21 protein-coding genes are annotated in these 21,421 nt (G+C 50.2%); 6 read left to right on the forward strand and 15 right to left on the reverse strand.

Annotation, left to right across the window (positions count from 1 at the left end):
* Positions 1-16: 16 nt before the first annotated feature.
* Both ACO0LH_RS22620 and ACO0LH_RS22625 read right to left on the reverse strand, forming a co-directional pair.
* Entirely contained in the window at positions 17-1,168 is a 1,152-nt protein-coding gene (locus ACO0LH_RS22620) for a CaiB/BaiF CoA transferase family protein (RefSeq protein ID WP_422943399.1), read from the reverse strand.
* A 28-nt stretch (positions 1,169-1,196) separates the two neighbouring features.
* Complete coding sequence (locus ACO0LH_RS22625) at positions 1,197-2,339, reverse strand: acyl-CoA dehydrogenase family protein (RefSeq protein ID WP_422943400.1); 1,143 nt, start codon at positions 2,337-2,339, stop codon at positions 1,197-1,199.
* 137 nt (positions 2,340-2,476) lie between these two features.
* Here ACO0LH_RS22625 and ACO0LH_RS22630 point away from each other — a divergent pair, with 137 nt between their 5' ends.
* Positions 2,477-3,157, forward strand: coding sequence for a TetR/AcrR family transcriptional regulator (locus ACO0LH_RS22630; protein ID WP_422943401.1), 681 nt, complete (start codon positions 2,477-2,479; stop codon positions 3,155-3,157).
* 75 nt (positions 3,158-3,232) lie between these two features.
* Here ACO0LH_RS22630 and ACO0LH_RS22635 read toward each other — a convergent pair whose 3' ends face one another.
* The 6 genes from ACO0LH_RS22635 to ACO0LH_RS22660 all read right to left on the reverse strand — a co-directional run bounded on the left by ACO0LH_RS22635 (position 3,233) and on the right by ACO0LH_RS22660 (position 8,904).
* The gene (locus ACO0LH_RS22635) at positions 3,233-3,586 is read right to left on the reverse strand and encodes a hypothetical protein (RefSeq protein WP_422943402.1); all 354 of its coding nucleotides are present in this window, start codon (positions 3,584-3,586) and stop codon (positions 3,233-3,235) included.
* A gap of 246 nt (positions 3,587-3,832) precedes the next feature.
* Positions 3,833-5,263, reverse strand: a complete 1,431-nt coding sequence (locus ACO0LH_RS22640; RefSeq protein WP_422943403.1) for an aldehyde dehydrogenase family protein — start codon at positions 5,261-5,263, stop codon at positions 3,833-3,835.
* A 13-nt stretch (positions 5,264-5,276) separates the two neighbouring features.
* Entirely contained in the window at positions 5,277-6,590 is a 1,314-nt protein-coding gene (locus ACO0LH_RS22645) for an FAD-dependent oxidoreductase (protein WP_422943404.1), read from the reverse strand.
* Positions 6,587-6,859, reverse strand: a complete 273-nt coding sequence (locus ACO0LH_RS22650; protein ID WP_422943405.1) for a 2Fe-2S iron-sulfur cluster-binding protein — start codon at positions 6,857-6,859, stop codon at positions 6,587-6,589. Before ACO0LH_RS22650 ends, ACO0LH_RS22645 begins: the two co-directional genes overlap by 4 nt.
* Entirely contained in the window at positions 6,852-7,985 is a 1,134-nt protein-coding gene (locus ACO0LH_RS22655) for an NAD(P)/FAD-dependent oxidoreductase (protein WP_422943406.1), read from the reverse strand. Before ACO0LH_RS22655 ends, ACO0LH_RS22650 begins: the two co-directional genes overlap by 8 nt.
* A gap of 22 nt (positions 7,986-8,007) precedes the next feature.
* The gene (locus tag ACO0LH_RS22660; RefSeq protein WP_422943407.1) at positions 8,008-8,904 is read right to left on the reverse strand and encodes a dihydrodipicolinate synthase family protein; all 897 of its coding nucleotides are present in this window, start codon (positions 8,902-8,904) and stop codon (positions 8,008-8,010) included.
* Between the two features lie 558 nt (positions 8,905-9,462).
* Between ACO0LH_RS22660 and ACO0LH_RS22665 the strand changes: the two genes are divergently transcribed.
* Positions 9,463-12,306: a TonB-dependent receptor gene (locus tag ACO0LH_RS22665; RefSeq protein ID WP_422943408.1), complete on the forward strand. Its 2,844-nt coding sequence runs from the start codon at positions 9,463-9,465 to the stop codon at positions 12,304-12,306.
* A gap of 86 nt (positions 12,307-12,392) precedes the next feature.
* On the opposite strand, the gene ACO0LH_RS22670 is transcribed toward ACO0LH_RS22665, so the two are convergent.
* The 7 genes from ACO0LH_RS22670 to ACO0LH_RS22700 are packed head-to-tail and all read right to left on the reverse strand — an operon-like array spanning position 12,393 to position 17,222.
* Positions 12,393-12,992 carry a HupE/UreJ family protein gene (locus tag ACO0LH_RS22670; protein ID WP_422943409.1) on the reverse strand — a complete coding sequence of 200 codons (600 nt, stop codon included), beginning with the start codon at positions 12,990-12,992 and terminating at the stop codon, positions 12,393-12,395.
* A gap of 23 nt (positions 12,993-13,015) precedes the next feature.
* Positions 13,016-13,666 (reverse strand): urease accessory protein UreG, encoded by a 651-nt coding sequence (ureG, locus tag ACO0LH_RS22675; RefSeq protein WP_422943410.1) that lies wholly within the window; start codon positions 13,664-13,666, stop codon positions 13,016-13,018.
* A gap of 40 nt (positions 13,667-13,706) precedes the next feature.
* On the reverse strand, positions 13,707-14,387 hold the full coding sequence (locus ACO0LH_RS22680; protein ID WP_422943411.1) for an urease accessory protein UreF: 681 nt from the start codon (positions 14,385-14,387) through the stop codon (positions 13,707-13,709).
* Between the two features lie 2 nt (positions 14,388-14,389).
* Positions 14,390-14,908, reverse strand: coding sequence for an urease accessory protein UreE (gene ureE / locus ACO0LH_RS22685; protein WP_422943412.1), 519 nt, complete (start codon positions 14,906-14,908; stop codon positions 14,390-14,392).
* 2 nt (positions 14,909-14,910) lie between these two features.
* On the reverse strand, positions 14,911-16,608 hold the full coding sequence (gene ureC, locus ACO0LH_RS22690; protein WP_422943413.1) for an urease subunit alpha: 1,698 nt from the start codon (positions 16,606-16,608) through the stop codon (positions 14,911-14,913).
* Positions 16,605-16,910 carry an urease subunit beta gene (locus ACO0LH_RS22695; RefSeq protein WP_422943414.1) on the reverse strand — a complete coding sequence of 102 codons (306 nt, stop codon included), beginning with the start codon at positions 16,908-16,910 and terminating at the stop codon, positions 16,605-16,607. The genes ureC and ACO0LH_RS22695 overlap by 4 nt, the downstream gene beginning before the upstream one ends.
* A 9-nt stretch (positions 16,911-16,919) precedes the next feature.
* Entirely contained in the window at positions 16,920-17,222 is a 303-nt protein-coding gene (locus ACO0LH_RS22700; RefSeq protein ID WP_422943415.1) for an urease subunit gamma, read from the reverse strand.
* 301 nt (positions 17,223-17,523) lie between these two features.
* On the opposite strand from ACO0LH_RS22700, the gene ACO0LH_RS22705 reads away from it, so the two are divergent.
* From ACO0LH_RS22705 to ACO0LH_RS22720, 4 genes are all read left to right on the forward strand, one after another.
* Complete coding sequence (locus ACO0LH_RS22705) at positions 17,524-18,126, forward strand: RNA polymerase sigma factor (RefSeq protein ID WP_422943416.1); 603 nt, start codon at positions 17,524-17,526, stop codon at positions 18,124-18,126.
* On the forward strand, positions 18,123-18,626 hold the full coding sequence (locus ACO0LH_RS22710; protein ID WP_422943417.1) for a hypothetical protein: 504 nt from the start codon (positions 18,123-18,125) through the stop codon (positions 18,624-18,626). Before ACO0LH_RS22705 ends, ACO0LH_RS22710 begins: the two co-directional genes overlap by 4 nt.
* A gap of 91 nt (positions 18,627-18,717) precedes the next feature.
* On the forward strand, positions 18,718-19,935 hold the full coding sequence (locus tag ACO0LH_RS22715; protein WP_422943418.1) for a hypothetical protein: 1,218 nt from the start codon (positions 18,718-18,720) through the stop codon (positions 19,933-19,935).
* 380 nt (positions 19,936-20,315) lie between these two features.
* Positions 20,316-21,392 carry a threonine ammonia-lyase gene (locus ACO0LH_RS22720; protein WP_422943419.1) on the forward strand — a complete coding sequence of 359 codons (1,077 nt, stop codon included), beginning with the start codon at positions 20,316-20,318 and terminating at the stop codon, positions 21,390-21,392.
* Positions 21,393-21,421: the final 29 nt, after the last annotated feature.

Genomic DNA, 21,421 nt, shown 5'->3' on the forward strand with positions numbered 1-21,421 from the left:
AATTCAATTTATTTCTTTAGATGATCTGCTTTTCTTTTAACTGAGCTATTGTCGCTTCGCTCACACCCCAGTCACACAAAATTTCCATGCTATGCTGCCCTGCCGATGCGGGTGGCATAGTGACTTCTGGTTTGGTGCGGCTAAAACGTGGTGCCGGTGCGGGTTGCACGACACCTTCGACAGACATGAAATTTTCCCTTGCCTGATTATGCGGATGTAACGGGGCTTCTGCCATATCCAGCACGGGGGCAAAACAGATATCTGAACCTTCCATCACATCACACCATTGTTGCCTTGTCCTGGTTTTGAACAAGGCAGTCAGCTTTGTTTTTAATTCTGGCCACTTGCCGGCATCCATCTGCGCTGCGAATGCAGGATCAGTAATTTCGGCACGCTGCAATAGCAAGGCATAGAATTGCGGCTCAATGGCACCGACAGAAATGAATTTGCCGTCAGCACAAATATATGTGTCATAGAAATGGGCGCCACCATCAAGCATATTGGCGGCGCGCTCATCGGTCCAGGCACCAAAGGCGCGAAATCCATAGATCATTGCGCCCAGCAAGGCAGAACCATCAACCATGGCCGCATCAACTACTTGCCCCTTGCCGGAACTGCGTGCTTCCAGCGCCGCACAGACAACACCAAAGGCGAGCATCATGGCACCACCACCAAAATCGCCAACCAGGTTCAGTGGTGGCGCTGGCGGTGCATCTGCACGGCCCATGGCATGCAACATGCCGCTGAGGGCGATGTAATTCAAATCATGCCCCGCCGCCTGCGAAAGCGGGCCCTCCTGGCCCCAGCCAGTAATGCGCCCATAAACCAGACGGGGATTGCGTTGCAAGCAGATATCAGGCCCCAGGCCCAGCCTTTCCATTACACCGGGACGAAATCCTTCCAGCAGGATGTCTGCATGCTCGACCAAGTCCAGCAGCACTGCTTTCGCTTCAGTCTGTTTCAGATCCAGTGCGAGTGAACGGCGGCCACGCGCCATGACATCGTATTTGGTGCCTAGCATGGGAAAAGGATTGCTAGCACCTGCTGCTAGCTTGCGGTGTATGCGTATGACTTCTGCCCCCATGTCAGCCAGCATCATGGCTGCGAATGGACAGGGGCCAAGGCCTACCATTTCAATGACACGTATTCCCTTTAATGGTCCACTCATGCTATTCCTGTTGGTTTTGACTTTGCTTCTACAGATTACGGGAAATGATTTCTTTCATGATTTCATTGGCACCGCCGTATATTCTTTGCACCCTCGCATCGACATACATTTGTGCTATCGGGTATTCCATCATATAGCCATAACCGCCAAACAATTGCAGGCACTGATCAATGACCTTGCACTGCAGGTCAGATATCCAGTACTTGGCCATGGAAGCCAGTTCTGTGTCCATGCGTCCTTCCATCATATCGACAATACAGCGATCAATGAAAGTGCGGGCGATGGTTGCTTCAGTCTTGATTTCTGCCAGGACAAAACGGGTGTTTTGCATCTCTATCAAAGCCTGGCCGAAAGCCTTGCGTTCTTTTGTATGCGCGATGGTGAGGTTTAATGCGCGCTCAATGGCAGCGACACCTGCCACGCCAAGGATGGTGCGTTCATATGGCAATTCCGTCATTAACTGGGTAAAGCCTTTTCCCTCAACGCCACCCAGTATTGCATCCAGCGGAACGCGGACATCATCAAAAAACAGTTCGCAGGTATCCTGCCCTTTTTGCCCTATTTTTTCGAGTATCCGCCCCACCCTGTAACCAGGACGGTCCCTGGTTTCCACCAGCAATAAGGACACGCCCTTGGCACCAGCATCGGGATCAGTCTTAGTGACCACGACCACGAGGTCGGCCAGATAGCCATTCGATATAAAAGTTTTTGAGCCGTTGATGACGTAGCTATCGGCATCCTGTCTCGCGGTCGTTCGTATACCTTTCAGATCAGATCCGGCTCCTGGTTCAGACATGGCGATTGCCGCTACCATTTCGCCACTGGCCAGCTTAGGCAGGTATTTGCGTTTTTGTGCTTCTGTACCTTGATTCAAAATATAGTGCGCAACAATCGCATGCACATGAATACCGAATGCCATGTCACCTGCGTAAGTCAGTTCTTCAAAGACGATGGACTGATGCGCGAAACTGCCGCCAGAACCGCCGTATTCTTCAGCAATATCAGTCAGCAATATGCCCATGTCACCACCCTTTTTCCACAGGTCGCGGTCAACATGCTGTTGCTTTTTCCAGCGGTCTTGATGTGGTACAACTTCAGCCTCGACAAAGCGGCGTACTGCATCCCTGAAACTTTCCAGCTCCGGTGTAATCCAAGAGGGTCTTATTTGCATTTTGTCTCCATTTTTATTATTGCCAATCTTGTCAATTCGTCCAATTGATGTGACTGGAGAATAAGGTTACCATCAGCATCAAAGACAAACGCAAGATTCTTCACTTTTAGAAGTGAACTACCAATAGCAACTCTCCCATGTCCATGACAAGCAAGTTTAATACGATTATTCCTTCGAAAAATTCAGAATTGCCGGCTCCAGTAACGATGCCAGTCAAAAAGCGTGGCAGGCCTGTGCTCAATGAATCAGAAAGCATAAAAAAAGAATTGATAGAAAAATCGGCTCAGCTCTTCAGAAAAAAAGGGTATGGCAATACGACTGTCCGTGATATCGCGGCCGCAGTGGGCATCCAGTCAGGAAGCTGGTTTTATCATTTTAAAACCAAGCATGAAATATTGGTGGCGGTGATGGAACAAGGCATGCAAAGATCTCTACTGGAGATTGAAGCCATTGCAGTCACGGACCTGCCACCAAGAATGCGTTTTCAGCGTCTGGTGGAAGTGCATTTGCACACATTGCTGGCACCTGATCACGATTTTATTCCAGTCTTGCTGTATGAATGGCGCTCGGTAGAAAAAGCGGCGCGTCTGCGCATCATTGCATTGAAAGACAGGTATGAGGCCGTGTGGAATGAAGTTATGCTTGCCTTGCAAGCTTCTGGAGACTGGGCCATGCCAACTGGCCTGGACAAACTATGGATGTTCGGAACCCTGAACTGGACCGCACAATGGTACAGGCGTGACACTGGGATAGGTATAGAACAATTGGCTGAACAAGCAGTGCAATTTATTTTACGTACCCCGGCAAGCAGAAACTAAAGCACACACCAATAATGAGATTTTTATTATTGGTGTGTGGCAGGGATCTGGGTATTTGTCGAAATCCGGTTTTATTTAAACTGACTTACGCTTCGAGAAAATGGCAACCAGGCCGACCACTAAAAGCACAGGGAACAGCAAAGGCAATAAAGCCAATGCCAAAGATCCCAGGACTACCCCAAATACGATGCACAGCAAGATGGCAACGCCAGTCAGGATTATACCTGTCACACTCAAAGCCAAAAACAGTGCCAGCATGCCTATCCCACAGGCCAGAACGAAACCGGAAAAGCCACTAAATCCGTGTACATTTTCACCGGCAACCTGCATGCTTACTCCATCATATGAAAACATGCTGAGCACTAGCATGACGGTGAAAATGGAAAGCAAAACAAATGCTATACGTTTGCCGGATGTTGTCGATTTCATTTTGAGCCCCTCTAGGTTTATTTAATTTTTTGAATCTGGTGTTGATGGAAGCATCATAGTAAGAAGCAGGATGACAAGCCATCGCCTTGCGACAGAGCGCAAAAATGAAGGGATGAGCAGTAAATATGACGTTGTATCCGGAGGGTCGGACGGCGATCAGTAAAGAAAAGAAGACACAAAAAGCAGGCAAGGCGGGTGTTTTGCAAGATCACCCGCCCAGAGTGACAGAAGGAAAGCTGCTAACTATCAGGCGCCGGTGTAGCTGGTTTTTACGGTCGTAAAGAACTCTACAGCAGCACTCCCCTGCTCCCGTGCACCATAGCTTGATGCCTTGGTGCCACCAAATGGCACGTGGTAATCGACACCTGCCGTTGGCAAATTCACCATGACCATGCCAGCACGTGCATGACGTTTGAAGTGCGTTGCGTATTTCAGTGATGTAGTACAGATGCCTGCCGTCAAACCAAATTCTGTATCATTCGCCAGTTGCAACGCATGTTCATAATTTTTTGCAGGAATGACCGACGCCACAGGGCCAAATATTTCTTCTCGCGTGTGCTGCATCGCTGGGTCACAATCAACAAACAGTGCAGGGTTCAGAAAATATCCGTCGGTATCACGTGCAAGGCGCTCACCACCAAATGCGAGCCTGGCACCTTCGTCCTTTGCCATGGCGATATAACGCAAATCCTGGTCCAGTTGCGATTGATCGACCACAGGGCCGATGTCAATACCGGCATGCAGCGCATTACCCACTTTAAGTGCCTTTAATTTTTCTGTCATGCTGGCGACGAAAGCAGCATAAATTTTCTCATCGACAATCAGGCGCGAAGAGGCGGTACAGCGTTGTCCGGTAGAGAAGAATGAACCCTGTATTGCCGCATTGACAGCGACATCAAGGTCAGCATCTGCCGTGATGACCAGGGGATTCTTGCCTCCCATTTCCAATTGCACCTTGGCACGACGGGCAGCACATGCTGCCAGCACCCGCGCACCAGTGCCCACTGAGCCAGTAAAACTGATCGCATCCACGCGACTATCCTTGCTCATGGCTTCGCCAACGATGCGGCCCGGCCCTGACAATAAGTTAAACACGCCAGCCGGCAACCCGGAACGGCTGATGATTTCTGCCATCGCCCATGAACAGCCGGGCACCAGTTCTGCCGGTTTTAAAAGGACGGTATTGCCATATGCCAGTGCCGGCGCGACCTTCCAGGCTGGTATGGCAATGGGAAAGTTCCAGGGAGCGATAATGCCAACCACGCCTACTGCTTCGCGCGTTACGTCAACCTCGACACCTGGTCTGACTGATGCCAATTTGTCGCCACGTATGCGCAGGGCTTCCTGAGCAAAGAATTTAAAAATGGCAGCAGCGCGCCCCACTTCACCGATTGCCTCAGGCAGGGTCTTGCCTTCCTCCCTGGCCAGGAGAGTACCCAGCTCAGTTTTGCGTTCATTGATTTCTGTACCGATTTTGTCGAGGGCATCTGCCCTTTGCTGTACACCAGAATTGCGCCAGCCTTCCGCTGCAGCACGCGCTGCTGCGATTGCCAACTCTACTTGCGCTTGCCCGGCACTGGCGTATTCATCCACGACTTCGCTGAGATCAGATGGGTTGTGTGTCACGGTAGTGTTGGCACCGTCATGCCAGTCGCCATTGATATAAAGCTTTTTCATTTACTTTTTGTCCTTAATGATTGTCATTATTGTTTTCATGAGTTGCAAAACCATTTGCGAGACCAATTGCAGCCAGCGTTGACGTTTTGGTCGGAAAAACCGGTTGCCGCAATCCCGGCGCCTGCCATTCAAACAGGAATTGACAAGCTGCGCCGCAGATACGCCCCTGACACGCCCCCATACCAGCTCGTGTCATCAGCTTGGCACTGCGCCAGTCACTATGCGCTGCCAGTTGCACCGCACTGACATCTTCACAGCGACAGACCAGCGTATCGGGCCGGCACAGTTTACGCAAATCAGAATCAGGTGCAAAGCAGGTGTTGAGTAAATCAGCAAATTCTTGGGCCTGCTCACGCTTGGTGGAATCGCGTCCATCAATCAACTGGCCGCTCGCGCCCAGTCCGGCAATACGCCCTTCAGCCAGGGCTTTGTCAACACCGCCGATACCGCAAGCTTCACCAGCTGCCCAGATATCGGGCTGACTGCTGGCCTGTTTTTCGTTGACGGCAATATGACCATTCCTGATTTCACAGGCCAGCAGGCTGGCTATTTCCAGATTAGGGGTCAATCCAAAACCGCAGGCCAGAAAATCACAAGGCAATTCAAGTGTTTTACCCTTGTGTACTAGGCTGACACTGCGCACGCGTTGCTCACCATGCGCCTTGATCACACGTGCATCATGCCGGTAATGAAAATATTTCAAATGCCAGAATAATTGCAGTGCCTGCCATAGTTTGCCGCGATGTGCTTTGAGCAAAGCCAGGAAAAACTTCATCAATTCCATCGTCGTGCGATGTTCGACTATGCTGATCACTTCACCACCAGCACGACGAACCGTGTCTGCCACAGCGAGTAATAAAGGGCCACTACCGGCGATGACGACACGCTTTGCTTCGACTGGCATACCCGCCTTGATCAAAGCCTGCAGCCCGCCTGCGCCTGTGACGCCCGGCAAGGTCCAGCCAGGAAAAGGCAATAAGAGTTCACGTGCCCCGCTGCAAATAATCAGTTTTTCCCACGAGATTTTTTGCGGACCATCCGAAGTTTCCAGCAGAAATTCATGGTTTCCCGGTGCAGCGACGATACGCACGCCGTAAACGATGCGCACATTACTGCAAGCTGCCAATTGCCGCCATAGTGTATGTGCGCGACGATCCTTCCATCGTGCCGGTCCGCCACGCCAGATTTGGCCACCTGGCGCAGGATTTTCATCAATAATCGTCACCAGTTCTGCCTGCCTGGCAGCTGCAAGCGCCGCTGCCAGGCCTGCAGGGCCAGCACCGAGTATCAGGATGGAAGTAGAAAACGGCAAAATACCCGAAATCACAAGGTACCTCCATTTTGGGTATTGATCACCATACCGGAGCGGCAGTATTGCTGGCAAGCCAGACTATGCGCGCGCCCATTAATGCGCACCCGGCATTCCTGGCACACGCCCATGCCGCAAACTGCAAACCGGGGCTGGCCCAAAACTGACCGTCGCGTATGCATTTTGTCGAAACTGATCAAGGCAGCCGCGACACTCATGTCTGTACTGGCATCGAAGGGAAAGCCATCTATCCAGATTTTTGCCTGTTGTGACAATGGATCAGGCATATTTCAAACTCCGCATAGTAAAAAACCGTGAAGGCAAATAGGATGTATGGTCGATTTCGCAGGGGCGCCCGGCAATCTGATCTGCCAATAGCTGCGCCGTCGCCATCGCGGTCGTGACGCCAAGCCCCTCATGCCCGGCAGCCAGCCAGACCCCCTTTAATATCGGGTGCGGACCTATCACGGGATGACCATCCGGAGAGGCCGGACGCATGCCCGCCCACGCGCGGATGATTTGCATGTCTGCCAGACAGGGCAAAAGCTTCATTGCAACCTGCAATACTGCGCCTAATGCTGTGGGATCAAGACTGGTATCGATCTGCTGATCCTGACGGCAAGACCCGATCAACCATTGACCACTGGGCCGTGGTTGTACATTGGCAGCCACTGCCAGGGCATCGGCGCTTACTGCTGCCTGGCCATAATCCATACTGACGATCTGGTGCGACAAGCGTCCGGGATAACGATCAGTAATGGCCAGATGACCTTTGCGTCCAAATATGGCAACTTCTGGCAAGAGTCTGGCAACATCCATACCAGTGGCAACGACAATCGTGTCCGCGCTCAATTGACTGCCATCCTCAAAAGTCAATGTACCAGCGTCCACACTCAAAACACGCTTGCCAAGCAAGAGTTGGCCACCTTGTTTAACCAGTTGTTGCGCCATGAAGTGCGCAATCAACGGCGGATAAACGACGCTGTCACCAAAAACCCTGACACCACCTGCCAGGCCTTGCCGCAACGCGGGTTCCAGTTTTTGCACCTGATCACCAGTTAACGCTTCGGCACGCCAAAGCCGTGCGTTCAGGCGTTGGGCACGGTGATGGGCTTCCGTCAGTTGGGCTTCGTTTTCTGCCACCCAAAGAGTGCCGCAATGACTGGCTTCACCGACACCTGGATGTTCTGCAAAAAATTCCTGCCACAAGCGCAGGGAAAACAAGCACAAATCCAGTTCCTGATCTGTTTCATCCAGTGCAACCAGATGCCCCATGCCGGCTGCGGTGACACCGCAGCCAGGCGACGCCGCGTCAATCAGACTGACCTGCAAGCCCTGCTGTTGCAATTTCAAGGCGCATACTGCACCAATGATGCCGGCACCAATGACCAGTACATTTGCCTTCATTGTCATGCACCTCTTTTTAAAACAAACTTCAGGCGAAGCTTGGCAAAACAGGACGGTTCGCCAGCGAAGCGCTGACCACCTGCTCAACACGGCTACGCAATGCGCCTTCCAGCGGCAAACGCGGTGCCCGTACGCGGTCGTTGGAATCTATCGCCAGGGTTTCCACCAGCTTGATGTTTTGAACCAGATAGCTCGACACATCCAGATCCAGCAAAGGACGGAACCAGCGATAGATATCCAGTGCTTCGTTATAACGACCAGCCTTGATCAGGCGATAGATGGCCACTGTCTCATGAGGGAACGCCACAACCAGGCCGGCTACCCAGCCAACAGCGCCTGCCGTCAGTGCTTCAAACGCCAGATTGTCGACACCGGTAAACAAGTCGTAGCGACCGCCCAGACGATTGATGATTTCTGTAGTGCGACGGATATCGTCCGACGACTCCTTGACCGCCACAAAGCGCGCATCATCAGCCAGTTCTTCCAGCATATCGGTAGTCACATCAACCCGGTATGCAAGTCGGTTTGAATAGATCATGACCGGCAAATCGCCAGCAGCAGCGATACTTCGCAAAGTTGCAACCGTTTCACGGTGATTGGTGTGATAGATGGTGCTTGGCACGACCATCAGGCCATCCGCACCTGCCTTGGCAGCTTTTTCAGCCAAAGCACAGGCGTCCCTGGTAGCAGCTTCAGCAATAGTCAATATAGCGGGCTGGTTACCAGTGACTTCCTTGGTCAATTTCAGCACATCGATACGTTCCGCGTGCGACAGCAATGGGCCTTCACCCAGAGAACCACAGGCAATCAGACCATCACAACCGGCATTCATCAGATAGCGGAAACAACGCTCCATTTCCTTGAAATCCAGTGTGTCGTCATTGTTGAATTTTGTCGTTACTGCGGGGATTACGCCTTGCCACATGATATTTGCCCTGCTTTCTCCGGCGAACCGGTCAATTTTGAAAATCAATCAAAGAAGAAATCGCATACTGATAACTGATCGAAGAAATCGGTCACAACACAAACTTGCAGCATGGCATTAAATTGGCTGTTAGTTGCGCATTCATCAGATTTGAACATGACAAAGTGTAATCCTGCGATAACTGCCCGTCTTGATGTTTGTATGCATTTTGAAAGACGAAATCGGCATAGCAGCAAACAATATCAAAAAAATAATCTTTACACTCAAGTACAGGCAAACCAATCTATTTATTTACAAGCTGCAAAATCAGGGAATTGCAAATTTAAATTGCCTTAAAAATACTTAATGTCAAATAGATAATATAAATATAAGCTGTATATACAACATACTAAAGTAGTAAGCACCCTCGTTACTATTGACACAACAATGTTACAAATGTTTTCATGTAAGGCTATTTTATTAAGTCAAGCAATTGACTTAATAAAAAATTCCGAGGTTTTGGGGAAAACCTCTCACTCTTTAGCTTATGTAACAGCTTACGTCTGGAGATACTTAATAATGTTGAAAAAAACCATCTTGTCCCGGTCTCTGCAAATCATGTTTTCAGGCAGCCTGGCAGCTGGGCTGGGCATCACAGCATTACCTGCAACAGCACAACAAACTGAAAATGGCGAAAAAGTCCAGCGTGTAGAAATCACTGGCTCAAATATACGACGTACCGACAAGGAAACACCAAGCCCGGTTCAGGTATTGACCTTGCAGGACATGAAGGCCAGCGGCTACACCGATGTATCGAGTGTATTGCGTAACATCACTGCCAATGGCCAGGGTACTTTAAGCCAGGCCAATCCAGGCTCTTTCGCCAGCGGTGCATCTGGCATTGCATTGCGTGGTCTGACTGTCGGCGCAACACTGGTACTGATTGATGGTCATCGCATGGCGCCTTATGCCTTGTCAGACGATGGTCAGCGCAGCTTTGTTGATATCAGCCAGATTCCGTTTGATGCCATTGAAAGAATCGAAATCCTGAAGGATGGTGCGTCATCGGTCTACGGCTCAGATGCGATTGCTGGCGTAGTCAACGTCATTTTGAAGAAAAAATTTGTTGGCACTGAAATGTCAGCAGAAACCGGCACCAGTTCGCGTCGCGATGGTACTACCCTGCACGCTTCCGGTATCTATGGCTGGGGTGACCTGGATAAGGATGGGCACAATGCCTATTTGTCTGCCGAATACCGCAAGCAAAACAAAATTCTGGTAGCTGACCGCCATGCAGATTTCACCAATACCGACTGGACCAGTGTCGGCGGCGTCAACCAGACAGACGGCTTCGTTCGCCGCCCCGGTTATCAGCCACGCAGCAACACTGGCTATTTCATTGATCCAAATACCGGTGACATCAGCGGCTTTTTACCTGGTTGCGACGCCACTTTACTCGCGGCTGGCAAATGCACGTATAAAGCCCCGCTGCAATTGCAACCAGAAACGCAAAATATCAATCTGATCGGCTCGTTTGTACAAAAATTGCCGAATGACTGGCAATTGAACCTGAAAGGTTCTCTGTTCAGTTCTAAGGCCAATCAAGTCAACAATTACGCTACCACCAATGTCAATAACGGCAATGGCGGGCAAACGCAGATTGCTTATGGCCCAAATCAATTGCCTTCAGTCAATGGTCCGTATTCATTTAGTGTACCAGCGACTTATCCTGGCAATACAACTGGCACAACGCAATGGCTGCAATATAATTTCGCCAACCTGGGTCCACAAAGAACCGAAGTTACCTCAGATACTATCCGCTTCGCTGGCGACCTCACTGGCACGATAGGTAGCTGGGACGTCACTGCTTCTGCCGGTTACACGAAAAATACAGTCAAGCAAACTATTTACGGTGCTTTGAATCTGGCCAATCTGCAAGCAGCCTTGAATGACACTAAAAATCCTTACCTGGTCGGGTTGGCTGCTGGTGGAAATACAGCGGCACAAAATGCAGCTGTTGCACCACCTGTCAATGCAAAAGCAACTGACATACTCGAATATGTCAGCGTACGTGGTAGCCGTGAACTGATGACGCTTTCTGGCGGGCCTTTATCTATCGGCCTCGGTGGCGAATTCACGCATCGTGAACTCAATGCGCAAGCACCTGCTTCAGCGCTCGACGGCTCGCAATTGGTCAACAATTCCTTTGCTATCGGCAACCAGAATATCTCTGCCGTATACATGGAATTGGTCGCCCCCGTATTGAAGAACCTTGAACTTGATGCCGCCGTACGTTACGACAAATACAGTGGCGGCAGCAATGCAACTACACCTAAATTTGGCGTGAAATATACACCTGTCAAGGAATTGACTGTCCGGGGTACATATGCAAAAGGCTTCCGTGCGCCAAATCCGGCGGAGTCAGGTCAGGCTGGCCAGTCCTTCTATTCCAATACCTATCAGGATCCAAAACTTTGCGGCAATGCAGGCACCGATCCAACAGTGACACCTGGTAACTACCCAGGACAATGCGCAGTAGCATTGACTGGTGTACAGTTGCCAGGTCAAAACCTGCAAGCAGAAAAATCCAAATCTTATACCCTGGGTTTGATTTTCGAACCCAGCCAGCAATTCAGCCTGACGACGGATTTCTATAAAATCCGTATCGATAACCAGATCATTTCTTCACTGAACGATCCTAGTTATGATCCTGAGCCATTCATCGTCCGCGGTACACCTGTACCACAGCCCTATGTACTGCCAGACGGCTCTATCGGTACAAGAACACCGCCGATTGGTAACGCCCTGTATGCGCCTTACCCATATGAAAATGCGCAATACACCGAAGTGTCAGGTGTGGACGTCAATGCTCGCTGGACACTGAACCTGGAATCTGCAGGCAAACTGTCGACAGACCTGACTTACACGCATATGCTTAAATATGAGCAAGGTACGGCAGGTGCTGCACCAGTTCGCCTCGAAGGCACGCATGGTCCATCGGGTATCTCAGGTAACACTGGCAATCCCAAAGACCGCGCGCAACTGGTCATGACATGGGAAGGTGGTCCCGTCAAAGTTGCAGGAACAGTCAACTGGGTTAGCAGTTTCAGCGTCATCGATCCAACCAACCCACAACTGCTTACCTGCGATGGTGCCATTCATAGTGGTAGCGCAGCTTTCCGCGGCACAGTACCATCTCAGTATTGCAAAGTAGATAGTTTCACCACGCTGGACTTATATGCAAGCTACAAATACGGTAAAAACTGGTTGTTCCACGCATCCATACAAAACGTATTTGATAAACAGCCACCGCTGGACTTCCAGACCTATGGTGGCTCTGTCGGAACCTATTACAACCCGGCCCTGCATCAGGCTGGCGCTGTTGGCCGCTTCCTGAATATCGGTGCGACTTATAAGTTCTGATAACAATGCATAAGTAACATGCTGTTTTCTGGAAGTATCAAGAGCCTGCATCCTTGATATTTCCAGATTTTGGTTCATTAAGTCCCTTACACTAGCGCAGAAACAAAAAACATCCCCACAACGGCAATGCTGCCCCCGACAATACGGTTGACGGCCTTGTTCAAATGCCGATTTGCTGACAATGCAGCAATCAAACCAGTCGCATGCAAGAGAAGCGTAGCCAGAATAAAACCTGCACCAAACTCAATAGCTGCATCACGCGCTCCCATTTCAATGCCGTGGGCATAACCGTGTGCGATCGCGAATATGCTTACCAGCCCTATACTCATGAACATGGGTAATTTCGCGGTTGAGGCAATCAACAGACCCAATACCAATACCGAAACAGCAATCCCTGGTTCTACAAATGGCAATGGCATCCCATTAATGCCCATCATGGCTCCGGCGGCCATCGCCATTGGAAATACTGCGGGCAACAGCCATAAAGAAATACCACGTTGTTGCGCAGCCCAGATACCCACAGCCAGCATTGCCAGCAAATGATCCAGCCCCATAAAGGGATGGGCAAAACCAGCTTCAAAGCCATGAACCGAATGCATGGCGCTGACATGCGCAAATGCGGGAGTAACTACCGTGGTGAGCAGTGACATTGCCAGCATGCCGATCATTTTTTGATGTAACTTCATATTATTCTCTCCCTGATTTGTGTTCAATTCTTTACAACATCGAGCATGCCTTGCTGACGAATGAACGCAACGACCGTCGCCAGACCGTCGCCTGTACGCAGGTTGGTAAACACGAATGGCCGCTCGCCGCGCATGCGTTTGGCGTCTTGCGCCATGATGTCAAGGTTGGCACCGACATGCGGTGCCAGATCCGTTTTGTTGATGATCAGTAGATCAGAGCGGGTAATGCCAGGGCCACCCTTGCGCGGTATCTTTTCGCCGCCTGCCACGTCAATCACGTAAATCGTAAGGTCAGATAGTTCCGGACTGAATGTCGCGGCCAGATTATCGCCACCGGATTCAACCAGGATCAGATCCAGGTCCGGAAAATCTGCGCTCATACGGGCAATCGCCTCCAGATTAATCGATGCATCTTCACGGATTGCCGTATGCGGGCACCCCCCTGTTTCTACTCCCATCAGCCGCTCCGCAGGCAAGGCGTCAGCACGCAATAATATTTCCATGTCTTCCTTGGTATAAATATCGTTGGTGATGACGGCCATTTCATATTGATCACGCATGCTCTTGCAAAGCATTTCGCACAATGCCGTCTTGCCCGAACCAACCGGGCCACCAATACCGACGCGTAAAGGGTTGGAAACCACAGTGGTTGATTGCGTATTTTGTATAGTCATTTTTTGTCCTTTTGTTTCTTATTTTTGTGCGGGGTAAGATTCACGAGCGATACAGGCGGCTGTATTGCACTTCATGCTGCATGGATAAAAGTGACAAGCCAGGCGACCAGTTCGATAGCTGATGGTCTTCCAACTGCTGTGCTATTTTCGCTGCGGCTTCCAGTTCTGGTCGCAAAGACAGCAATAAGCGTTGGCCGGCGACTTGCCCAAGCGGGATGGATTTCACGCACACCAGTGCCTGATTTTCTGCCCATGAAAACAACATGCCCAAAACAGCCGATTCTGCGGGTACCTGCAGGGCAATAGCAGCACAAGCCAGTGCCGTGGGTAAAGGTATTTCTGTTTCAGTCTGCAAAATGGCCAGCAACTCTGGGTCAGCTATTTGCAAATCGACGACCAGTTTCCCAAGTGAATATCCCATCTGTATGCTTTCAGCCCGAAATTCTGCTGTATCGCGTGCGGCAACAAACAAATTGCTCCAGTACGAAACCTGAGCCTGGTCTTTACGTGAAAACGCCTGTAATAATCGCCAGAGTATCGGCGCTTCAAAACGGGCAACGACTTCATGCAGGTAAGCAATGATCCAGCTTTTTGCCGTCACTTCGTTCTTGACCAGACCTTTTTCTATTGCTGCTTCCAGACCCTGTGAATAGCTGTACGCGCCTATCGGCAAGGATGGGCTGGCGAGTTGCAGCAAATGTAGCAAAGCCGTGGCTTGCATAGCTATGACTGCTTGTCTGAGGGGCGGTGAATACGCTGACGCAATGGTATGGGAGCCAATGGATTATGAGAATGCCCATCGTCCCCACCATGATGGTGCCCGCCGCCATAAGCACCCGATTCGGGTTCAAAACTGGCCTGTTCTTCCACTACATGCGCCCCGAGACCTTGCAGCATTTCTTTCAACACCGGATCTTTGCGTATACGCAAAAATCCATCGCCAACCTGTGCCTGCGTATGGCGGTTACCCAAATGAAAGGCACAACGCAATAAATTGAACGCGGTGTCACATTCAACCTTGTAGGTTGGTTCAGGCGCGGCAATGATTTGTATGACGCGGCCATCATTGGCCTGCATCAAATCACCGTGGCGCATGACCGTGCCGCGTACAGTGAAAACAGCAACATCTTCACCGCTTGTCAGTGTTGCCCGCAATCGGCTCTTTTCACGCAACTCATAAGGCAGTACCAGTTGCCCGGCAATGCTGTCAGCACTATCGATTTTTTGTTGTAAGGTGAGCATAGTTAAAATAAAAAATATCTTTGTGCCATAGGTAAAATCTTTGCTGGCTCGCAAACCAGCAATTCGCCATTGGCGCGCACTTCGTAGGTTTCGGGATCGACTTCCATCTTTGGCGTCAAACTGTTATGAATCATGTCTTTCTTGCGGACACTGCGGGTGTTTTTAACCGGGATCAAGGTCTTGTTCAGTTTTAATTGCTCTGCCAGGCCAGCGTCAAAGCCCGCCTGCGAGACAAAGGTAAACGATTTTTTCAACCCGCCACCAAAAGCACCAAACATCATGCGGTAATGAACGGGTTGTGGGGTGGGTATTGATGCGTTCGGATCACCCATCTGCGCCGCAGCGATCATGCCACCTTTTAATATCATGGAAGGCTTGACACCAAAGAAAGCTGGTTTCCACAAGACGATGTCAGCAATCTTGCCCGCTTCAAGTGAACCGACAGCATGCGCAATGCCGTGCGTCAGCGCAGGGTTGATGGTGTATTTGGCGATATAACGCTTGATGCGGAAATTATCATTACTGGCATTGTCTTCAGCCAGTGAGCCACGTTGCTGTTTCATCTTGTCTGCCGTTTGCCAGGTGCGCATGATGACTTCACCCACCCGGCCCATGGCCTGGGAATCAGAAGACATCATGGAGATGGCACCGATATCATGCAAAATATCTTCAGCAGCAATCGTTTCACGCCGTATGCGCGACTCGGCAAAAGCAATGTCTTCCGCGATGGCTGGATCAAGATGGTGACACACCATGAGCATGTCGAGATGCTCATCCAGGGTATTGACAGTATAGGGGCGGGTAGGATTGGTAGATGAGGGCAACACATTTGCCTCACCTACTGCCGCAATAATATCGGGTGCATGGCCACCACCCGCACCTTCGGTATGAAAGGTGTGGATAGTCCTGTCCTTGAATGCGGCCAGGGTATGTTCGAGAAAGCCACCTTCATTCAGCGTATCGCTATGAATGGCAACCTGTACATCCATCTGGTCTGCCACGCTCAGGCAATTGTCGATGGCCTGCGGTGTTGTACCCCAGTCTTCATGCAGCTTCAGGCCTATGGCACCTGCCCTGATCTGTTCTTCCAGCGGTAAAGGCAGACTGACATTCCCCTTGCCCATAAATCCCAGGTTCATGGGAAAAGCGTCTGCCGCCATCAACATGGAATGCAGATGCCACGACCCGGGTGTACAGGTTGTTGCAGCCGTGCCTGTGGCCGGACCTGTACCACCACCCAGCATGGTGGTGACACCGCTCATCAACGCTTCTTCAATCTGCTGGGGACAAATGAAATGGATGTGTGAGTCTATGCCCCCAGCGGTCACGATCTTGCCTTCACCTGCAATAATTTCTGTCGCACCGCCAATTGCCATGTCGACGCCAGACTGTATATCAGGGTTGCCGGCCTTGCCTATGCAGGCGATCAAGCCATTTTTAATACCGATATCGGCCTTGACGATGCCCCAGTGATCAATGATGACGGCATTGGTGATCACCGTGTCCATGACATCGGCATGCGCCCTTTGCGACTGCCCCATGCCATCCCGTATTACCTTGCCACCACCAAATTTCACTTCTTCACCATAGATGGCAAAGTCTTTTTCAATTTCTATAAACAGATTGGTATCTGCTAGGCGGATACGGTCACCCGTGGTCGGCCCAAACATCTCTGCATAAGCCTGGCGTGAAATTTTCATAGCGCCCCCATAACTTTGCCACTGAAACCATAGACTTTCCTGTCTCCAGCGAGCGCAACCAGTTCTATGGTGCGTTGCTGGCCTGGCTCAAAACGCACGGCGGTACCTGCGGCGATATGTAAACGCATGCCATACGCCAACTGGCGATCAAACTGTAATGCAGGATTGGTTTCAAAAAAATGAAAATGAGAACCCACCTGTATAGGTCGGTCACCACTGTTTGCCACCACAATGCTCAGTGTGGGCCTACCGACATTGAGCTCTATCTCTCCATCGGTAATCAGCATTTCACCAGGTATCATAGATTTGCCTCAAGGAATAGGATGGTGGACTGTCACCAGTTTCGTGCCATCCGTGAACGTGGCTTCTACCTGGATATCGGGAATCATTTCGGCTATGCCTTCCATGACATCGGCACGACTTAATATCTGCGTGCCTTCTGACATCAGTTCAGCAACCGTTTTGCCATCGCGGGCCCCCTCCATGATGGCAGCGCTGATCAGCGCCACCGCTTCAGGGTAATTCAGCTTCAGGCCGCGCGCCTTGCGCCGCTCTGCCAGCAAGGCCGCGGTAAAAATCAGCAGTTTGTCTTTTTCTCTGGGTGTCAGGTCCATATTCTCGCGCTCACCTATCAAACATCTTGTTCACTCTGGCTGGATAAATCAGCTTATAGCTGATTCCCATATGCAATGATGTACAACACAGCAAGTTTTGAACCAGCACAATTCGACTCTTAATTCGTTTTTTGCACCAGTAAAAATCATTAAATCACCAAAATGGTGCATTTATGCTTGTGACCATTATTTGCTTTATCAGTACATTGCCAATTTAGCAGTTTCATTGTACTTCTGTAAAAGTTTTTGGAACTTTTCACTCACTTCGGAGTAATACCTAAAAACAATCAATGAAATGCATGTGGATACCGCAGACCAGGACATCAGCTTACTCAGGCAAATGCGCGACGGTGATGTTGCGGCTTTTCAACGCCTGTACCAACGCCACCAGGGATCTATCTACCGTTATGCCCTCATGCGTTGCGGTCGCCCGGCAATGGCAGCAGACGTGGTACAGGATGTTTTCATGGGTTTTCTGAATAAAGCCTATCGGTATGACGCTGGACTGGGAAGTTTGCAAAATTTTTTATTCGGCGTCGCCCGCAACTTATTGTTGAAGCAGGATAAGCATGAACGACGTCACCAGTCTTTACCAGGCAATAACGATGAGGATGGTGAAGAAGTATTGATGAGCGACGTTGCAGAACCATCCGACATTGTTTTCACCCAACAGATGACAGAGCACGTCAGACAAGCCGTGGCGGTGCTGCGCCCCCATTATCGTGACGTCGTCATTTTATATGAGCTGCAAGAGTTGTCCTATGCAGAGATTGCTGTGATTTGTGACATAGACATAGGTACAGTGAGATCCCGATTATCGAGAGCACGGGCCGCTATCCTGCAATACAGCGAGCGCCTGGGCTGGCGCCCTGATGCAGAGGCGAAAACAGGAACAGCGAAATGAACGATCACATGAATACGGTGCAAGACAATAATGAAGCAATACTGGACAAGCAGTTCAGTCTCTTGCGCAAAGACTTGCAAGAACTGAATACGCCTGAAGTAACTGAACAGCGTCTATTGCAGGCATTTAGCGCGCAGTATGGAAAAGACAAAAAACAGGCGCTCAAAATGCGTTGGCAACCTTGGCTGGCTGGCATGTTGACACTGTGCGGCAGTTTTGGATTGGTGATGCTGACCTTGTTATCCACAGCACCTTTGCAAGAACTGTCATCACAAAACCCTGCCCAGGCGAATACCGAGCTGCCGCCGTTTGTCGCCCTGGTTCCGTTAGAGCGCCTGGAGGAAGGAACAGCACACATGATGGAAACTGAGGTTCCCGCGGCCTGGTTGGCCAGTCAGGGCATGCCCGTGAGCCCAGAGATTGCCGGTGAAATGGTGCGCGCTCAGATGTTGGTAGATGCAGAAGGATCTCCTTTGGCGATGCGCCTGCTCAAAAATTAATGTATCTGTTATGTACGTGTTTTAAGCAAAAAATTTAATTTCACGATTACATCTCTTAATCACAGCTAATCTTCAACGCTAAGGAAACATCATGACTATCAAATTATCAATGCTGATTTTTTTGAGCTATTCCTGGAATGTGACACACGCCAATGTCATTAATGACAGTATTACTCCCATCACAACAGAGGAAAAACAAACAGGTCTGCATCTTGAGATTCATCAGCCCACACCGCTGGCACCGATAGCACCGATAGTACCGTTGGCACCTATGCGGCCTGTGCCGCCAATGCCAGCCATGCCAGTACTTGCCGCATTGGCTGGCTTGCCCGAAACCAGTACAGTCAATAAAACCATTTCAGATGCAATGATTGCAGCAAGAAATGCCAGCGATGCCATGAACGCCGTTTTTTCTGGCATGCAGGACATGCATATTTCCAACCCTATAAAAAACGCGGCATATAGTGCAGAAATCATTACGGAAAAAACGCAGACTCTGGCTGACGGTAATCAGATCAGCAATAAGACTTCCAGTATGGTCTATAGGGACAATGCAGGCCGTACTCGCTATGAAGTACGAGATAACAAAGGGAACTTGTCGCAAATCCTCATCAGCGACCCGGTCGAAAACTCACGTTACGTAGTCATACCTGAAAGAAAGACTGTCACCAAGGTCAGTCTGTTGAAAACATCGGATGGGAAAATCATGGCCGAAAAACAGAGGCAGGAAGGGAATATAGGCCGGATGTATCTGCAAACGAATGAAGATGAAATCATCATCAAGACATTGAAAAAGAAAAACGATGACAAGTCTGATGACAATAAAGGCCCACGAGAAGAAATAAAGGTCATCAATGCAAAATCTGCCAGTTTTGTGCCGGGCCCACATACTGCCTTCATGAGTGCGACCGACAATCTGATTAACATCATAAAAACTTCTCCACTGCCAACTGCTTTCACGGATACTCACTGGAGTAACAAAACAAGCACCAAGGATATGGGTACAAGAGAATTCGATGGTGTTCGTGCAGAGGGAAAAATGCGTTCATACCAAATCCCTGCTGGAGAGATTGGCAATAAAAATCCGATTACCGTTAGTTCAGAAACCTGGTATTCCACTGACTTGCAATTGACCGTCCTTATCAAGCAAAGTGACCCACGTACCGGCGAATGGAGTTACCGTCTGAGCAACCTGAAACGTGCAGAGCCAGCCGCAAACCTGTTTACTGTTCCGGAAGGGTACACCGTCAGAAATGTTAACCTTGCACAAAAAATCGTCATCGAAAAACGCGAAGAAAAGAAACCCTGATCCCTCTGGCCAGCCGGGCCGTTTTTGCAGGGCTTGTGAGTGAGCAGGGCCAGTATCCCGACCTGCCCTGCCGCTCTTTTTTAAAGTTGCTTGCCAATATTCCCGGGATTGGTTATAGTTTTTCCATGCACGCAATCCCCCATCCCCTGCCGAACACGAACTTATGCGCTATCAATGCCGCATATGCTGTCGTGCACGCAATTGCGCCGCCTGCTTTTTCCATCTGCGACATCTCCATTATTCGAATTATCCGGGGTCGTTAAGCTACGGCGTATGCCGGTGCCTGGCGGCCCTTCAGCACATCATTTCCTGATGTCTTGCGCACTTCCGCGCTCTGATTTCTTTTTGATTTCTCTTGCTGATTTTATTTTGGAGTTTTTATGTCTCATGTCGCCACAGACAGGCCCACGCACGCGCCTGCCTCCTTGCCTTCAAGCTTGTTAAACACAGGTATATTCCCCTACCCTTCACTGGCAGATATCCAACTGACGGCTGCCAGGTTATCAAATCAGGTTCTGCATACTCCCGTCTGGCATTGGCAGGCTGGAAATGCATTGAACAAGCTGGCAGCAGGCACTGAAGTCTGGCTGAAGCTGGAGTTGTTTCAAAAAACCGGCACATTTAAACTACGTGGCGCACTGAATTGTATTTCTCCGATGAATCCCGCAGCGCGACAGCGTGGTGTTGTCGCTGTCAGTGCTGGCAATCATGCGATGGCGGTGGCCTATGCGGCCAGGCTGGCAGGTGTATCTTGCAAGGTCGTATTGCCGCGACATGCCAGCCCGACGCGCATCAACGCCTGCCGGCAGGATGGTGCTGAAGTCATACTTGAAGTAGATATGCATACCGCATTTGCGCTAGGGCAGCGCATCGTTGAAAAAGAGCAGCGCACCATGATCCACCCTTATGACGGCCCATTGACCGCCCTGGGTACGGCAACCGTGGGGCTAGAACTGATGCAACAGATAGAACAACTTGATGCAGTCATCGTGCCCATCGGCGGTGGCGGCTTATGTGCAGGCATCGCTTCTGCCGTCAAACAGCTGGCACCGCATTGTGCCGTGTATGGTGTTGAACCTTATGGGGCAGATGCGATGTACCGCAGTTTTCAGTCGGGGCAGGCAGAAAAACTGAAAATCGTTGATAGTGTCGCCGATAGCCTGTGCGCACCCTATGTGATGGACTATAGCTTCAGGGTATGCCAGCGCTTTGTTGATGAGATCGTCCGGGTTACGGATGATGAAATCTGCGCTGCCATGGTGGATTTATACCATGACGTCAAACTGGTGGCTGAACCTGCCGCTGCTGTCGCCACCGCTGGACTTTTTGGTCCTTTACGCGATCAACTGGCGGGCAAACGTGTCGCCGTTATTGTTTGTGGATCAAATGTCGACCCTGGCAGATATGCAGCATTACTGGAACGAGGTATGCAAGAGAATGAAGAAGTTTGTGTCTGAAGCAATAAGAAACAATATACCGTACGCAA

The sequence above is a fragment of the Undibacterium sp. TJN19 genome (assembly GCF_049339485.1).
GTDB lineage: Bacteria > Pseudomonadota > Gammaproteobacteria > Burkholderiales > Burkholderiaceae_D > Undibacterium.

Bases quoted from the DNA above. Each gene is read 5' to 3' on its own strand.
- ACO0LH_RS22710 (WP_422943417.1), top strand. From the start codon at position 18,123: ATGAACGATCACATGAATACGGTGCAAGACAATAATGAAGCAATACTG.
- ACO0LH_RS22640 (WP_422943403.1), bottom strand. From the start codon at position 5,263: ATGAAAAAGCTTTATATCAATGGCGACTGGCATGACGGTGCCAACACT.
- ACO0LH_RS22665 (WP_422943408.1), top strand. From the start codon at position 9,463: ATGTTGAAAAAAACCATCTTGTCCCGGTCTCTGCAAATCATGTTTTCA.
- ACO0LH_RS22680 (WP_422943411.1), bottom strand. From the start codon at position 14,387: ATGCAAGCCACGGCTTTGCTACATTTGCTGCAACTCGCCAGCCCATCC.
- ACO0LH_RS22650 (WP_422943405.1), bottom strand. From the start codon at position 6,859: ATGCCTGATCCATTGTCACAACAGGCAAAAATCTGGATAGATGGCTTT.
- ACO0LH_RS22620 (WP_422943399.1), bottom strand. From the start codon at position 1,168: ATGAGTGGACCATTAAAGGGAATACGTGTCATTGAAATGGTAGGCCTT.
- ACO0LH_RS22660 (WP_422943407.1), bottom strand. From the start codon at position 8,904: ATGTGGCAAGGCGTAATCCCCGCAGTAACGACAAAATTCAACAATGAC.
- ureE (WP_422943412.1), bottom strand. From the start codon at position 14,908: ATGCTCACCTTACAACAAAAAATCGATAGTGCTGACAGCATTGCCGGG.
- ACO0LH_RS22695 (WP_422943414.1), bottom strand. From the start codon at position 16,910: ATGATACCTGGTGAAATGCTGATTACCGATGGAGAGATAGAGCTCAAT.
- ACO0LH_RS22625 (WP_422943400.1), bottom strand. From the start codon at position 2,339: ATGCAAATAAGACCCTCTTGGATTACACCGGAGCTGGAAAGTTTCAGG.
- ureC (WP_422943413.1), bottom strand. From the start codon at position 16,608: ATGAAAATTTCACGCCAGGCTTATGCAGAGATGTTTGGGCCGACCACG.
- ureG (WP_422943410.1), bottom strand. From the start codon at position 13,666: ATGACTATACAAAATACGCAATCAACCACTGTGGTTTCCAACCCTTTA.
- ACO0LH_RS22670 (WP_422943409.1), bottom strand. From the start codon at position 12,992: ATGAAGTTACATCAAAAAATGATCGGCATGCTGGCAATGTCACTGCTC.
- ACO0LH_RS22630 (WP_422943401.1), top strand. From the start codon at position 2,477: ATGTCCATGACAAGCAAGTTTAATACGATTATTCCTTCGAAAAATTCA.
- ACO0LH_RS22720 (WP_422943419.1), top strand. From the start codon at position 20,316: ATGTCTCATGTCGCCACAGACAGGCCCACGCACGCGCCTGCCTCCTTG.
- ACO0LH_RS22700 (WP_422943415.1), bottom strand. From the start codon at position 17,222: ATGGACCTGACACCCAGAGAAAAAGACAAACTGCTGATTTTTACCGCG.
- ACO0LH_RS22715 (WP_422943418.1), top strand. From the start codon at position 18,718: ATGACTATCAAATTATCAATGCTGATTTTTTTGAGCTATTCCTGGAAT.
- ACO0LH_RS22655 (WP_422943406.1), bottom strand. From the start codon at position 7,985: ATGACAATGAAGGCAAATGTACTGGTCATTGGTGCCGGCATCATTGGT.
- ACO0LH_RS22635 (WP_422943402.1), bottom strand. From the start codon at position 3,586: ATGAAATCGACAACATCCGGCAAACGTATAGCATTTGTTTTGCTTTCC.